Genomic DNA, 13,705 nt, shown 5'->3' with positions numbered 1-13,705 from the left:
TTGAGGAGGTCATGACCCGTGTCACAGGATATTCATGGAAAAACGTATCACGCAACAGTCATTCTTATTATCACGTTGACGACCACTTTTGCCGGATCACTCATGCAGACGACGATGGCAACCGCCATGCCAGCCCTCATGAAGGCCTTCCAGATTAGTTTCAGCACCGCGCAACAGGCTACAACCTGGTTTTTATTGGTTAATGGTGCGGTTGTTCCGCTTTCAGCGTATTTAGCGATTAAATTTCCGACCAAGTGGCTCTTGCTGGGGTTGGATGTGCTCTTATTGGCAGGGATGCTGATTTCTTACGCTGCACCGTCCGCTACCAATGACTGGTGGCTCTTCATTACCGAGAGAATCATGGCCGCAGCCGCTTTTGGCATTCTGCTACCTCTGATGCAAACGATTATTGCGACCATTTTCCCGCCCAAACAGATGGCGGTCGCCATGGGACTTTCAGGGCTCGTGGTGGGCTTAGCTCCCGCCTTAGGTCCCATTCTTTCGGGGTGGATTTTGAGTCGTAACCACCGACTTTTCGGGCTACTCATCCGTCATTCCTGGCGTAATATTTTCTTGGCTCCGCTTATCTTGGTAGTCTGCATGCTGATTCTCGCCATTTTCCAGATGAAGGATGTGCTGCCTAATCGAGCCGTCCCGCGTGATTTCACCTCACTAAGCTTATCCCTAGTCGGCTTTTCGAGTCTCCTGCTGGGTCTAACTAATGTGGCCACGGTCGGGTGGTGGAACATCCCCAAGGTTCTCGTCCCTGGAATCGTCGGCCTGCTCCTGATTTTCGTCTTTATTCGTCGCCAGCTTCGGCTGGACATCCCCTTTCTAAACGTTCGGGTTTTCTTGAATAAGGCGTTTACGCTTCCGACCGTTTTGGTGGTGCTGGTCATGATGGCCATGTATGGCGTTGAAATGATGTTACCAACGTATCTTCAAAACATCTTAGGCTTAACGCCCTTCCAGTCTGGTGTGACGTTACTAGGTGGTGCTTTATTTATGGGCGGGCTTTCCCCCGTTTCCGGATTTTTGTTTAATCGGGTGGGCGTTCACCGGTTAGCCCTTTTCGGGTTTAGTCTGCTAACGCTGGGGACCCTGCCCTTTGCGTTTATCACGCCCACGACTTCCGCGAGACTCATTGCCATCATTTACGCACTCCGCCTCATTGGGATTGCTTTGGTCATGATGCCGCTAACCATCAGTGCGATGAATGCTTTTCCCCAATCAATGGCTGCCCACGCCAGCACCGCTAACAATATGGCGCGTCAGTTAGGGGCCTCCGTTGCCGTTGCACTGTTGTCTTCCGTGACACAGAACATCGTCAGTCAGCACATGCCCACCGGTCAGTTGAAGGTAACGAATCCGTTGACCTATGCTGGTCAAACCCTCGCGGCGTCGATGGCTGGGTTTAGGATATCCTTTTGCATTGGGTTGGCCTTTGCGGTAGTTGGTCTAGGGGTGGCGTGGTGGCTAAAGCCTAAGGGGGAGAATTAATATGCTGATTGCCTTGATCATTGGATTAACTGGTTTAACGTTTATGGCCTGGTTCCTGATTCGTTCGCCAAAATTAAGCCAGCTAGCCGGAACTCTCACACTGTTCTTGTTAGCTTGCTGTATCGGGGGCCTATCCGCCAATTTAGCTGATCATTGGGGGATGCGCCCCCGAACCACGGTCCAGACGACCCATCGAATTTATTCGGCGGGTCCAGCGACCATACCGAACAACCTTCTCATCGTTCGCCGCCTGGGGACTCGGGCTCAGAATTACGTGCTTATTTACCGTACAACGGCGACTCAATCCCAACCACAACCACACTTTGTTCCTGACCAAAAGCAGCTAGTAACAGCAACGAAAAAGCGCGCGACTTTTCGCCGTCAAGCAGTTAGCCGCCCCAGCGTGACCACTACCCGGCGAGAATGGGTGTTTAAGTCGGCCTTCTATGCCCGGCTTCTCGCCTTCGACCACAATAATCATCAACTAATTAGTGAACGAACAACCGTCACGGTACCGCTGTCTTGGCACGTCTTAACGACCCAGGAAGCCCGTAAAGTGGCTCGACAGACACCACATTAAAGCAAAAAAATGGACTCCAACACGACCTCACCCGCCGTTAGCGTGGTGCCAGGATGTTGGGGCCCGTTTTTGCTTTAGGACTGATGGACCATCTGGTAATAGCGATGCTTAGAATCTTTTCTGTGGTCCGTTAAAATTCAATCAGGACCTTTCCCTTAGGATGCCCGGTCGTCACCAGGTCTAGTGCCTGGTTCGCCTCATCCAGCGTGAAGACATGGGGGTCAATAGCCGGTTCGAGGTGGGCCTGAGTCACCAGCTTGGTGACCTCGGCCAATTGGGCGCCACTACTTTTCACGAACAGGAAACGGTAAGCTACGTGGTGTTGCCGGGCCTGCTGGTCCACCTTCCGCCCGACCAGAGAAAACGCGAGCGTCTGCCACCACGCAAAACCGTTCCGTTGCGCAAACTCCCGATTGGGTCCCGTCTTGAGGGACAGCAACGTGCCCCCTGGCTTCAAGACGGCCAGTTCGTGCGGTAACTCTTTTGGCCCTAACGTGTCCAGGACGTAATCGACCGGGGCTAATCGGTCCCAGTAGTTTTCGGTGCGGTAATCAAAGTATTGATCTGCACCTAACCGCAAGGCCCCCGCTTGGCCCCGCTGGTTACCACTGACCGCCACGGTAAGCCCAAGCTGTTTAGCCATGGGGATGGTTAATTGCCCTAGCGACCCGGAGCCGCCGAGAATCATCAGCCGTTGTCCCGGCCGGGGCTTTAGGATGTCGTGAAAGGCCTGGTAGGCGGTTAGACCGGCCAGTGGAACGGCCGCCGCGTGGGCAAAATCCAACTGACTGGGCATCCCCGCGAGTTCGGCTTGATCGATGGTCAGATACTCGGCAAACGCCCCAATCTTCGCCAAGGGCATCCGGGCGTAAACCGCATCGTTGGGTTTAAACGCGGTCACGTTGGCGCCAACGGCCTCAACGATTCCCGAAAATTCGTTGCCCATGGTTAACGGGAAGCGATATCCCTGGAGTACCCGCACACTGCCGGTACCGATGAGGGCCTCTAACGGATTAACGGCCGCGTATTTGACCCGGACCAGGACTTCGTTTGGTTGGGGCACGGGCTTCGGAATATTCCGTACTTTAAGTTGGAAATTTTTATCGTACTTGTCTAACTGCGCTGCTTGCATCTCGGCACCTCGCTTATGATCAATTTAGTTGCTTTTACGTTGGCCTTACTCTAAACTAAAAAGTAACAAAAATCAAATAAAGTTACTTTTTTTAGAAAGAAGCAGGTGCTTAACGATGGCCAAAACCTCTAAACAACAAATCATAGCCGCGGCCGAGGCCCTCATCCTCGCACAGGACAATGCCGAAATCTCACTGGCCCAGCTCAGTGCCGAATTGGGGATCACCCACGGCGCGTTGTACAAGCATTTTCCCAATAAACAGGCGCTCTGGACGGCCGTTGCGGCGGCCTGGTTTCAGGACGAAATTCTCAACCGTCTTAGTATTCCACAACGAGGCTCCCGTCAGGAGCGGTTACACGCCTGGCTATGGGCCTTCGTCAACGCCAAAAAGGACGCCTATAATTCCGATTCCAAGATGTTTACCCTGAATACCAAGTATATCGACCAAAATCCGGCCGCCCTTAGCCAAGTTCTGCAGGGCGCCTACGCCCAAATGAACGAGATTCTAGGCTTACCAGCAGACGATTACGACCACGCCGAGATGATTCTCGCCACGTTTGCTATTTTTACGTTGCCCAACTTTAAAAGCTCTTGGAACGACGCCGAATATACCGACCGGTTTGAGGCCATTTGGAATCTGATCAAGGGCGGCGTCTAACTAAATCGTGCAGACAGACCACTAGCAGGCCTTGGTTAGACCTTAAAATGGTATTCAGAGTGAGCGCTAGGCAATTTTAGCAGCATCCCGCCTCATTTTCTTTTAAATCAAAATGGACGACAACTATTGGCTTTAACGGTCCATAAGTTGTCGTCCATTTTATTATTGTTTTAACTCAGTGCCGGTTTGATAACCATCACCTTACCGCGACAATTGATCCAAACGATACAAGTACCACCAGTCGGGAACGCCAATTGGGTACTGCCCCAACGTTTCGCCCACGATGCGAATTGGTGACCAATCTTGACCAGCCGGTCGCACCAGCAGACCGTCATAGAAGGCTTCATCGACCCCGATGAGGTGGCCGTTGACCGTGGCTCTAACCGGTGCATTCTCCGCCAATAGATTCGCCCACACGTACTCGTAGACTTGGCGGTCGGCTAACGACACGTCCTTGGTCGTGGGCAAATATTGGGGAATCTCGTCAACACCGATTTCACCGAGGTTCGCCCATTCCCGAAAGCCCAAGGTTTCGCCAATTTTTGGCGCCGTCATGGGTACCTTCACCTGAGATAATTGATTGAGGTGGCCCTTGAGTTGGTCACATAACCAATAAAAACCGCTCAAATCATCGGGCGTTTCACTCCACCAGACGCGCAGCGGTTCTCCCGCCGCAATGGCCGCCTGAACTTCCTTAATTTTCTGGACGCTGGTGCTAAAATAGTCCGGGCTCGTCGCATCCTGGTCGTACTGAGCCTTTAAGGTCCAAAAGGGCGCCTGGGCGTTTTCAAACCGATACAAATCTCCCAGTTGAAGGTCTAAGGGCAAACCAATGACGGGTTGGTGCAGGGCTTGGGCGAGATTACTTGCAAAACTTTCGTTAAACGTGATTTCCATGAGGTAACATCCTTTCGGGTCAGTGTGCTGTTCTCATTGTCGCGTAACCGGTTACACCTGACAAGCCTCGGGTGGCCATAGCGATGCGTTTGAACCGAACAGCTGGGCGCCGGGCAGGCCCCCGCCCCGTTTTCTACTATAAATATAATGAGAATGGGTCCGCAAACGAAGCATGTTATAATTACCATACAGAATGGATGCTGAGAAGGTCATTAAAATGCTCGATAGACGTTTTGACCAAGAAACTTTTGCCTGGGCGCTTAAACAGGACCTAGAAGATCTACGACTAGCAGTTGTTAAAGCAGCCGATCCCCAAAAACAAGCTGTTTACGCCGTCCTCTATGATTATGCTCTGGCAAAAAGACAAGATAAATTGATTGCCCAAAAGCGTTTTGAACGCTAATGACTCAGTTCAAATATATCTTGATTGCAGGTGTGAGTGGCGCGGGGAAATCTAGTCTGTACAGTTTACAACCCAGGACCGTTAAAGGAACTCGACGAATCAACAAGGCGGCCATGGAGTTGTGCCAGAACTGATTACGAAACGGTTCCGCCAATCACTGCTTAACTTACCGATAATTGCGGCTCAATGTGATGAGATAATGATCTACGATAATACAAAGCGGTTGGCGCTCGTGTACAATCAGCTAAAACAACGGGTGTCCTATAATCGCTTGGTTGAATACCCCTGACTGCATGATGTGGCATCACAAATACCATTCTAAACTTGATATTGACCAGAGTACTGCTGAAGATGGCAGCCTCTTTTTTGAATCGATTTAACAAGAAAAACGCCCGCCATTCCGCCGAATGGACGAGCGTTTTTCAAGCTTAAACAACCTCAATTGACAACGGATTTTCGGCATTCCATGAACCGCGTTAGCCCAGCCGCCTACCCCGTAACGGTGCGGACCCAAGCGGCTAGCTGATCTGCGGACTGCCCGTGGAACTCGAGTCCGGGTTTCACGGTCGCCTGGTTCACCAGACTGGCAAAGTCCTGTTCATATTGGCCAGCGGTCCCCGCGTCGGTGTAGAACGGCGCGACGGTGCCCGTGTACGTGGCTAAATCCGTCAGTAGGTGTCGCACCGGCGTGGCGACCATCGCACTCCAAACGGGACCGCCAATCAGAATCGTGGCGTATGGCTTAAAATCGGGTAATGTGTTGGTTAACGGCGGCAACGCTCCCGTGCGGAGCTGGTCCTTGGCAATATCCGAAGTCGCAAACATATCGCTTGGGAAGGTCTGACTGGGGACTGTTAGTTCAACGACGTCCGCAGCCACGGCGTTCGCAATAGCCTGGGCCGTGCGTTTAGTCGTGCCAGACCAGGAGTAGTACATAATTAGTGTTTTATTAGTCATACATATCATCTTTCCATTGAGAATTAATTAAAAGTCAACTTATACAAAATTCCGTTTCAACATTTCCGCAAAGCTCTCGATATAGTACCCCGAATTGTCGGCCTTCTAGTAGGCGTAATAATTCTGCCGTAATGGACGCCCGCCCTTAACTAACGGAATCAGCTTAACGATGGCGTGATCCAGCTGGGCTTGCGTCCGGCGGTTAATGACCAAGTAGCCCTGGTTGGCCGCAATCAACATTTGGGCCTCATCGTAGGTCTGGGCCGAAACAAAGTCGCTCTGGACACCCAAGATTTCTCGGTAATACGCCTCTTCCGACGGTGCTGGTTGCGGGTTGGCACCAAGCAGGATGCAGGGTAAGTCAGCCAGGTCGGCGCTTTCGATTTGGTCAGTCGTGACGGGGAGACCCTGATTGACCGCCACCATGAAGTCGCTGTCCGTCAAAAATTCATTTTGGTACTCGTTAGACAGTGCCCGGCGTTGGTCGGCAAAATTCAAGTCGATTTGACCGGTTCTTAATAACTCGTAGAGGTCCTCGTGGGTGCCACTCGTGATGGTGACCTTGACCTGCGGGAAGGCTTGGGTAAACTGTGCTACCGTTTGAAGAAATTCGGTGGCGCCAAAACTCCGCAGATAACCAATGCGCAAGTTAACGGTGTCTGGCTGGGCAATTTTAACGGTTTGGTTCACCAGTTGGTCCACGTCGGCCAAGATGACTTGACTATGCGTGTAGAAGTACTGCCCCGCCGCCGTGACCGCAAAGCTCCGCCCCTGCCGCGTCAACAGCTGAACACCCAGGTGGTTTTCCAATTCCTTCATTTGCTGGGAAATGGCGGATTGGGAAATATGACAGTCGACGGCCGCCTGAGTAAAACTATGATTTTTAACGATGGCGATAAAGTACTGCATCTGTTGGAACATGGGCTACACCTCAAGTTGGTTTTTCTTAATTATAGCAACCTTTTAACGGGTTGCGTTTTTTAGCTACTTAGAGAACGCCCAGTGAGCAGCTAGCGGCCGTAACCCATCCTCAGCATAACCTCTTTGGACATTAGCGGGTTTACAGTCCTTCTTAGGAACGAAAAAGGCACGGTTTCCCGAACCTTTCTCAGCTTTTGGTGTTTTAGGCCTACATTGTTAGGAGCAGCATTAAACTCAACTAATGTGGGTCGTTACGGGCTATTTCGTATTCAATCCCACACTGTCGTGGGCGTAGTAGCCATCATCTGCGATGGCTCGTTTAACAAAGTCGGCAATGGAGCTGATCGACACGTCATGCCCGCCAAAGGGGTCGCCCTTGCGCGTGACTTCATAATTAACGGGACCGCTGGTGAACCAGCCCGGCCGAATCACGGTGTAGGTCAAGTCCGAGGTTTCCACCACGTCAGCGGCTTCCCGGTACGGGCGTAAGACACCATTATGATTCAGGTTCCCGTTACTGCCAACGGAAGCGGGAATTTCGTTATAGATGCCCATTGACGTGATAAACAGCAAGCGTGAGACCTGGTTACGGTCCATCGCCGCCACAATCTTACGGGCAAATTGACCTAACGGGCCGCTCAGAGCGACAAAGACGGCCTCTTGGTTGGCCAGCGCCCGGTCTAAGTCGGCATCGTTGGTCGCATCCCCGGCGATCACCGTTTCCCGGTCACTGGGTTGGAGCCGGCCGGTGCTTCTGGCAAACAGGGTCAACTGGTCATCCGTTTCGTTCAAAAGAGTTTGACGCACGGCGCTCCCAATGGTTCCCGTGGCCCCAATAATCAAGACATTTTTCATCAGGATAGCTCCTTTTAGTCGCTGACGACTAACAACGACTTGATCGCCTGTCGGTGGTCCATGGCTTCATAGGCCGCTTGAACTTGGTCCAGGGTGAAACGCTGCGTGAAGACCTTGCCGGGATGAATATCGCCCTTAAGGACGGCATCTAATAAAATCTTCCGGTCGTCGGACGTCACGGACGCAATGCCGCCTCGCAGCCCAATGTTCTTCCAGAACAAGTTGTTGGTATTCATTTCTGACTTTTTGGGGACCCCCACGCGCCCGACAACGGCTCCGGGACGGCCAACCTTAACAGCGGTGTCAATGGATTGCTCCGTTCCGACACATTCGAGGACCGCGTCGGCACCAGCACCGGTCAAGGCCATCACCTTGGCCACGGCTTCGTCCCCGCGTTCGGCGATAATGTCCGTGGCCCCAAATTCCTTGGCTAAGGCTTGGCGGTCGGCGTGGCGGCTCATCGCAATAATGCGCTTGGCGCCCAATAACTTCGCCGCAATCACGCCACATAGGCCCACGGCCCCATCACCTAGTACGACAACGGTGTCATCTTTTTTCACTTCGGCGCTGGCCGCGGCGTGGTAACCGGTCGCCATCACATCTGCGAGAGTTAAAAGGTTGTTTAACATTTCGTCGGAGTAATCGGCGGGTTGGCCGGGAATCTTGACGAGTGCCCAGTTGGCGTTGGTGAAACGCAGGTATTCGCCTTGGTAGCCCCCGTTGCCCCCCGATTCTTGGTTCAAGCAATCGCCGTCAAAACCCGCTAGGCAAGCGGCACAATGACCACAACCGTGGGTGAAGGGGGCAATCACGAAGTCGCCGACTTGTACGTCCTTGACGTCCGTCCCCACGGCATCGACGACCCCAATGGCCTCGTGCCCGGTGGTTGAACCGGCTTCACGTTGGGAAATGCCGCGGTACCACCATAAATCGGAACCGCAAACACAGGCTCTTACAATTTTGATGACGGCATCCGTGGGTTTTTGAATTTCGGGTTTGGCATAATCCTTGACGACCATTTTGCCGGGGGCCATAAACGTTGCTGCTTTCATTTTAAAATCTCCTTCATTGTTAGACTTAATTGATAGATCCTAGTTTACCCGCTCAACGCTCAGCCACCAATTCCAAATAAACTAGTCATTCATTAGTTTTACTTATGGAAGGTTGCCCACAAGCTTCCAGAACCTTTGGTTGTCATCCCCGCCGGTTTCTTGGTATCATAAAGCCATTAGAACAAACGTTTGGAGGCCCGGTTCATGGAAAAACAACACTACTTAAAATTGATCGATGAAGAACTGGCCACCGCGCCCTGGTTCGTGCAAGAGTACTACCAGGCCAAGGCCACGATTCCCCTGTCACCGGCCACACTGTACCAGTACCTCACGGAGTTTCGCCGCTTCTTCACCTGGCTGATTCAAGAAGGCCTGACGCCGGCCAAACAACCGGCCGACATCCAACTCGACGTCCTGGCTCATTTGAAAAAGGAAACCGTGGAGTTATACAAGTCCGCCCTGTTGAACCAGACCAAGGCCAACGGCGCCCCGGGGAGTCGGTCACACCCGACCATCAACCGGTCGTTAAACGCCCTGTCGTCGCTGTTCAAGTACCTGACCGAAGATACGGAAGACGAGCACGGCGAGGCCTACTTCGACCGCAACGTGATGCATAAGATCGCCCTGGTGCGGACCAACGAGACCTACGCCACTCGGGCGGCCAACCTCAAGACCAAGCTGATGCTGGGTAATACCGACCACGACTACCTGGCCTTCATCGACGAGAAATACGAAGCGCAACTGACCCCAACGCAAAAACGCTACTTTCGGCGCGACAAGGTCCGCGATTTAGCCATCAACGCCCTCTTACTGGGGAGTGGTCTGCGGGTCTCGGAAGCCGCCAACGCGGACCTGCGGCATTTAAACTTGAAGACCAGCACGATTGGCGTGATTCGTAAGGGCGGCCAACGCGATACGGTGCCGATCGCCCCCTGGACCATGCCCTACATTCAGGCCTACGTGGACCAACGCGCCGCCCTGTATCACGCGGCGCCCGGGGACCGGGCGTTATTTTTGACCATCTACCGCGGTCAGGCATCACGCATGCAGGCCAACACCATCGAAAAGATGGTCGCCAAGTACTCGGCGGCCTTCAAGGTCCGCATCACGCCGCATAAGCTGCGGCACACGCTGGCTTCGAAGCTCTACCTGGCCACTAAAAACGAGCAACTCGTGGCCACCCAGCTGGGGCAAAATTCGACCAGTGCGACCGGGCTGTACACCCACATGATCGATGAGGAGCAGCGGGATGGGTTGAAGAAACTGTAACCCCCAAAGGAGCCCAGTGACATGCCAACGATTGAAATTCGGTATTCCAAACCACAAGATTTACCCCAACTGTTTGCTATCGACCAAACCATTTGGAATACGACCAACAGTCCCGGGCCCATCCGCCTTAAAAGTCTGGCGGCTTATCGGCAACATTACCCCGCGGGCAGTCAATTGGTCGCCGTGCGGGGCACTCAGGTTCTGGGGATGATTTCGTGGAACCCCCAGTCGCCCTACCCGTCAATGCACCGTACCTGGAATATCGGGATTGGCGTGGCCCAAACCGCCCAACATCAGGGCGTCGGTAGCCAGTTAATGACCGCTTTGAAAACCGAAGCGCGCCGGCAAGGGATTCATCGCATCGAATTAAACGTTTTGGCCACCAATCTGGCCGCTCGCCAGTTCTACGCACAACAAGGCTTTCAAGTTGAGGGACGGGCCAGAGACGCGTTTTATTTGAACGGCCACTACGTTGACGACTATAGTTTGGCTTATTTGGTTGAACCGTCATAGGGAAGAAACGTGATGAAGATGCCTAAGACCAAAGATGTTTCGCTGGAATTCACCAATAATCAATACCGGCAGATTAAAACCATGGCTGATTTTCACGGTGTTACGGTGCCTACGTATCTGCGGACGGCCATTTTGGCCCGAACGGCGGACGATACGGATTGCCGCGATGCCATGGCTAACCTGAAAGCGAGTCGCGGTGAAACGGTTTCTAGTAACGATATTCGCCAGTGCTTAGGGTTAGGGTAACCGCGGGTACAAAATAAAAAGATCGCCTGAATGCTGATTTCAGGCGATCTTTTATCTATTTAGTGCCAGCATGCCAACTTAGTTTGAGCGACGGGGCAATTGTGGAGATACCGCTTTATCGGCCGCCTTCTGCTGCTTAGTTTGTCTGGCCGCAACGGCTCGAACGAGTTGCCCATTTTGTTTTTTCAAACCCCGCTTTAATCTCAGAGGCCTGTAATTTCTGTTTCAAAAAATCATCAAATTTAACGTTAGTCGTCTGACTACCCCACTTTAATGGTTATTTCCATGGCGCCAGCTTAACCCTTCATTTTCCCCTGCCCAAGCGAGCCAAAATCAAATCAAGACTGGCGGTTCGTGCTATGCTAATCCTATAACTTACGGTTAAGACAACCAGAAAGGAGCCTTCAATTGGCCTTTAACACCCCTCTCGCCGATCAGCTGCGACCCCAATCATTGGATCAGATGGTGGGACAACCCGCTCTCTTAGACCCCGGGCAGCCCCTGCGCCAAATCATTGACCAACACGTGAACATTCCGCTAATTCTCTGGGGTCCCCCGGGAACCGGTAAAACCAGCTTGGCCCGGCTCATTGCCGCTCACAACAAGTATCCGTTCGTCGCGTTTAACGCCTCGACCGAAAATAAGGCCAAGCTCACGGACGCCATCGCCGGATACCCCCATCAGTCGTTCGTCTTGCTGATCGACGAAATTCACCGCATGACTAAGACGCTGCAGGACTTTCTTTTGCCCCACCTGGAAAACGGTCACGTGATGCTGATTGGGTCCACGACCGAGAACCCCATCATGTCCATCGTTCCGGCCATTCGCTCCCGCTGCCAAATTTTCGAATTTCAACCACTCGACGAGGCGGCCATTAAGACCACCTTACAACGGGCCGTCACCACGGTTTACCAGTGGGATGACGACCAGGTCGAAGCGTCCGCCCTCGACCTGATTGCCACCGCGGCCGATGGAGATCTCCGGGTAGCCTTAAACATCCTGGAGACCCTGCACGCCATCGACGGCACCAAGCTCACCGTGGCGGCCGTTCAGCATTTTGCCCGGCAACAGCATTTCAGTTACGACCGCAAGGCGACGAAACATTACGACTACCTGGCCGCCTACTCGGACTCGATGGCCGGCTCGGATACCGACGCCGCCCTGTACTACTTGGCGGTCCTCCTCAAAAACGATGACCTGCCCTCAGTGGTCCGCCGTTTACGGGAGATTCCCTACACCTATATTGGCCTGGCCAACCCGCAACAGGTCACGCAAATCGTGGTCGCTGCCAACCAAGCCGAAAAGGTGGGCATGCCCAAGGCCAAGTATCCGCTAATGTTTGCCACGATGCTGATGTGTATCTCGCCCAAGTCCGGGTCGTTTGATGAGACCTGGGCGCAGCTGGACCAAGATACCGAGCACCCGAACCTGCACCCGATGCCCCGCGGCCTGCGCGACATGCATTATAAACATTCGGAAGAAATCACGGGCGGCGGCTTGATCGACAGTCCGTTTCAGCAACCGCACCAGATTGCCCAGCAAAACTACATGCCCCAGGGTCTCGAAGGTCGGCAATACTACCACCCCAAGGATAATCAGAACGAACGGAAACTGGGCGCACAGTACTTCAAGCTTCACAAATTTATCTATGGTAAGGATTATCGAGATCAAAACCGGAACAACTCTCCGAAATCCTGATAGTTGGGTGAATTGGTCGTGAGTTACCAGGTTAGTGACGGTTGACTAAACGAAAATTTAATCACAAAATACCTCTTTGCATTTATTTAATGGTTACTAACCAATCAATAAACGTTAAGAGGTATTTTTTAGTGAGTAGAAGTGGGGTAACCGACTAATCTACCTAATAATTGAACTTGAAACTTCCCAGTTGTTTAACTGCTTCTGGATCATGGGCATTACCGAATAAACTTTGCTTTTCGTCCAACGCGGCCATGCGGTGCATCTCAGTTGCGGTCAGTTCGAAGTCGTTGATTTGAGCGTTTTCCTGAATCCGCGCAGTGTGCACGGACTTAGGAATTACGACAATCTGACGTTGATTCAGCCATTTTAAAATGACCTGACCGTTAGTTTTACCGTGAGCCGTCGCGATAGCTTGAATTTCGGGATTAGTGAAGACGCCCCGTTGCCCCTCGGCAAACGGTCCCCAAGCTTCTGGAACAATATCGTGGTCCAGAAGCCATTGAACCCGTTGCGGTTGCTGATAAAATGGATGGAGTTCAATCTGATCAACAGCGGGCTTAATCTCGTTGTGCATCATCAGGTCTTGCACCCGATCATTTTCAAAGTTGGCAACCCCTAAGGCCTTCAGGCGGCCATCGTGGTAGGCTGCTTCCATGGCCCGCCATGAGCCATAAACGTCGCCCAATGGTTGATGAATCAAGTAGAGGTCCAGATAATCCAGCCCCAAGCGATCCAAGGACGCCTGAATAGCGGCCTTAGTAGCTTCTTCACCGGCATCTTGAATCCATAACTTAGTTGTCACAAAAATCTTATCACGCGGGATGCCACTTTCGCGAATGGCGGCGCCCACTGCACGTTCGTTACCGTACGCGGCAGCCGTGTCAATCAGGCGATAACCTTGTTGTAGGGCCGTTAAAACGGCCTGTTTGCAGTCTTCGAAGTCGGGAATTTGGAAGACGCCAAATCCCAGTAAGGGCATTTTGAGACCATTGTTTAACGTGAGTTCATTTTTCATTGATTG

14 protein-coding genes and 1 pseudogene are annotated in these 13,705 nt (G+C 52.5%); 8 read left to right on the top strand and 7 right to left on the bottom strand.

All coding sequences use genetic code 11. The annotated features are described in order from the left end of the window. Window positions 1–18 precede the first annotated feature (18 nt). Together RI501_RS07365 and RI501_RS07360 are read left to right on the top strand one after the other, a co-directional pair. Complete coding sequence (locus RI501_RS07365; RefSeq protein WP_313821306.1) at window positions 19–1,500, top strand: DHA2 family efflux MFS transporter permease subunit; 1,482 nt, start codon at window positions 19–21, stop codon at window positions 1,498–1,500. 1 nt (window position 1,501) lies between these two features. Then, window positions 1,502–2,080, top strand: coding sequence for a DUF4811 domain-containing protein (locus RI501_RS07360; protein ID WP_313821304.1), 579 nt, complete (start codon window positions 1,502–1,504; stop codon window positions 2,078–2,080). 130 nt (window positions 2,081–2,210) lie between these two features. Here the strand turns inward: RI501_RS07360 and RI501_RS07355 are convergent, their stop codons facing one another. Next, window positions 2,211–3,212, bottom strand: a complete 1,002-nt coding sequence (locus tag RI501_RS07355) for an NADP-dependent oxidoreductase (RefSeq protein WP_313821302.1) — start codon at window positions 3,210–3,212, stop codon at window positions 2,211–2,213. A 115-nt stretch (window positions 3,213–3,327) separates the two neighbouring features. On the opposite strand from RI501_RS07355, the gene RI501_RS07350 reads away from it, so the two are divergent. After that, complete coding sequence (locus tag RI501_RS07350; protein WP_313821300.1) at window positions 3,328–3,870, top strand: TetR/AcrR family transcriptional regulator; 543 nt, start codon at window positions 3,328–3,330, stop codon at window positions 3,868–3,870. Window positions 3,871–4,071: 201 nt separating this feature from the next. On the opposite strand, the gene RI501_RS07345 is transcribed toward RI501_RS07350, so the two are convergent. Further along, window positions 4,072–4,767 (bottom strand): DUF3658 domain-containing protein, encoded by a 696-nt coding sequence (locus RI501_RS07345; protein ID WP_313821298.1) that lies wholly within the window; start codon window positions 4,765–4,767, stop codon window positions 4,072–4,074. 217 nt (window positions 4,768–4,984) lie between these two features. On the opposite strand from RI501_RS07345, the gene RI501_RS07340 reads away from it, so the two are divergent. Further along, window positions 4,985–5,170 (top strand): hypothetical protein, encoded by a 186-nt coding sequence (locus RI501_RS07340; RefSeq protein WP_313821296.1) that lies wholly within the window; start codon window positions 4,985–4,987, stop codon window positions 5,168–5,170. Window positions 5,171–5,659: 489 nt separating this feature from the next. Here RI501_RS07340 and RI501_RS07335 read toward each other — a convergent pair whose 3' ends face one another. The 4 genes and pseudogenes from RI501_RS07335 to RI501_RS07320 all read right to left on the bottom strand — a co-directional run bounded on the left by RI501_RS07335 (window position 5,660) and on the right by RI501_RS07320 (window position 8,955). Continuing rightward, window positions 5,660–6,127: a flavodoxin gene (locus tag RI501_RS07335; protein ID WP_313821294.1), complete on the bottom strand. Its 468-nt coding sequence runs from the start codon at window positions 6,125–6,127 to the stop codon at window positions 5,660–5,662. Between the two features lie 39 nt (window positions 6,128–6,166). Continuing rightward, a pseudogene (locus RI501_RS07330) lies at window positions 6,167–7,048 on the bottom strand (LysR family transcriptional regulator). A 258-nt stretch (window positions 7,049–7,306) separates the two neighbouring features. Then, entirely contained in the window at window positions 7,307–7,903 is a 597-nt protein-coding gene (locus RI501_RS07325; RefSeq protein WP_313821291.1) for an NAD(P)H-binding protein, read from the bottom strand. Between the two features lie 14 nt (window positions 7,904–7,917). Then, a complete protein-coding gene (locus RI501_RS07320; protein WP_313821289.1) occupies window positions 7,918–8,955 on the bottom strand; it encodes a zinc-dependent alcohol dehydrogenase family protein in 1,038 nt (345 codons plus the stop codon). A 204-nt stretch (window positions 8,956–9,159) separates the two neighbouring features. Here RI501_RS07320 and xerS point away from each other — a divergent pair, with 204 nt between their 5' ends. The 4 genes from xerS to RI501_RS07300 all read left to right on the top strand — a co-directional run bounded on the left by xerS (window position 9,160) and on the right by RI501_RS07300 (window position 12,681). Continuing rightward, the gene (xerS, locus tag RI501_RS07315) at window positions 9,160–10,224 is read left to right on the top strand and encodes a tyrosine recombinase XerS (protein WP_057730946.1); all 1,065 of its coding nucleotides are present in this window, start codon (window positions 9,160–9,162) and stop codon (window positions 10,222–10,224) included. Window positions 10,225–10,245: 21 nt separating this feature from the next. Then, window positions 10,246–10,737 carry a GNAT family N-acetyltransferase gene (locus RI501_RS07310; protein ID WP_313821284.1) on the top strand — a complete coding sequence of 164 codons (492 nt, stop codon included), beginning with the start codon at window positions 10,246–10,248 and terminating at the stop codon, window positions 10,735–10,737. A gap of 12 nt (window positions 10,738–10,749) precedes the next feature. Further along, window positions 10,750–10,983 carry a hypothetical protein gene (locus RI501_RS07305; protein ID WP_313821282.1) on the top strand — a complete coding sequence of 78 codons (234 nt, stop codon included), beginning with the start codon at window positions 10,750–10,752 and terminating at the stop codon, window positions 10,981–10,983. 408 nt (window positions 10,984–11,391) lie between these two features. Continuing rightward, window positions 11,392–12,681 (top strand): replication-associated recombination protein A, encoded by a 1,290-nt coding sequence (locus RI501_RS07300; protein ID WP_313821280.1) that lies wholly within the window; start codon window positions 11,392–11,394, stop codon window positions 12,679–12,681. A gap of 163 nt (window positions 12,682–12,844) precedes the next feature. Here the strand turns inward: RI501_RS07300 and RI501_RS07295 are convergent, their stop codons facing one another. Further along, window positions 12,845–13,699 (bottom strand): aldo/keto reductase, encoded by an 855-nt coding sequence (locus tag RI501_RS07295; protein ID WP_313821279.1) that lies wholly within the window; start codon window positions 13,697–13,699, stop codon window positions 12,845–12,847. Between the last annotated feature and the right edge of the window lie 6 nt (window positions 13,700–13,705).

It is taken from the genome of Levilactobacillus zymae, from assembly GCF_032190635.1.
Taxonomy (GTDB): domain Bacteria; phylum Bacillota; class Bacilli; order Lactobacillales; family Lactobacillaceae; genus Levilactobacillus; species Levilactobacillus zymae_A.
This window is presented reverse-complemented; position numbering and strand designations above follow the sequence as displayed.

What these genes read in the sequence shown, in the direction of transcription:
- xerS (WP_057730946.1), top strand. Translation starts at nt 9,160, where the DNA reads ATGGAAAAACAACACTACTTAAAATTGATCGATGAAGAACTGGCCACC.
- RI501_RS07335 (WP_313821294.1), bottom strand. Translation starts at nt 6,127, where the DNA reads ATGACTAATAAAACACTAATTATGTACTACTCCTGGTCTGGCACGACT.
- RI501_RS07355 (WP_313821302.1), bottom strand. Translation starts at nt 3,212, where the DNA reads ATGCAAGCAGCGCAGTTAGACAAGTACGATAAAAATTTCCAACTTAAA.
- RI501_RS07340 (WP_313821296.1), top strand. Translation starts at nt 4,985, where the DNA reads ATGCTCGATAGACGTTTTGACCAAGAAACTTTTGCCTGGGCGCTTAAA.
- RI501_RS07320 (WP_313821289.1), bottom strand. Translation starts at nt 8,955, where the DNA reads ATGAAAGCAGCAACGTTTATGGCCCCCGGCAAAATGGTCGTCAAGGAT.
- RI501_RS07310 (WP_313821284.1), top strand. Translation starts at nt 10,246, where the DNA reads ATGCCAACGATTGAAATTCGGTATTCCAAACCACAAGATTTACCCCAA.
- RI501_RS07305 (WP_313821282.1), top strand. Translation starts at nt 10,750, where the DNA reads ATGAAGATGCCTAAGACCAAAGATGTTTCGCTGGAATTCACCAATAAT.
- RI501_RS07325 (WP_313821291.1), bottom strand. Translation starts at nt 7,903, where the DNA reads ATGAAAAATGTCTTGATTATTGGGGCCACGGGAACCATTGGGAGCGCC.
- RI501_RS07350 (WP_313821300.1), top strand. Translation starts at nt 3,328, where the DNA reads ATGGCCAAAACCTCTAAACAACAAATCATAGCCGCGGCCGAGGCCCTC.
- RI501_RS07360 (WP_313821304.1), top strand. Translation starts at nt 1,502, where the DNA reads ATGCTGATTGCCTTGATCATTGGATTAACTGGTTTAACGTTTATGGCC.
- RI501_RS07345 (WP_313821298.1), bottom strand. Translation starts at nt 4,767, where the DNA reads ATGGAAATCACGTTTAACGAAAGTTTTGCAAGTAATCTCGCCCAAGCC.
- RI501_RS07295 (WP_313821279.1), bottom strand. Translation starts at nt 13,699, where the DNA reads ATGAAAAATGAACTCACGTTAAACAATGGTCTCAAAATGCCCTTACTG.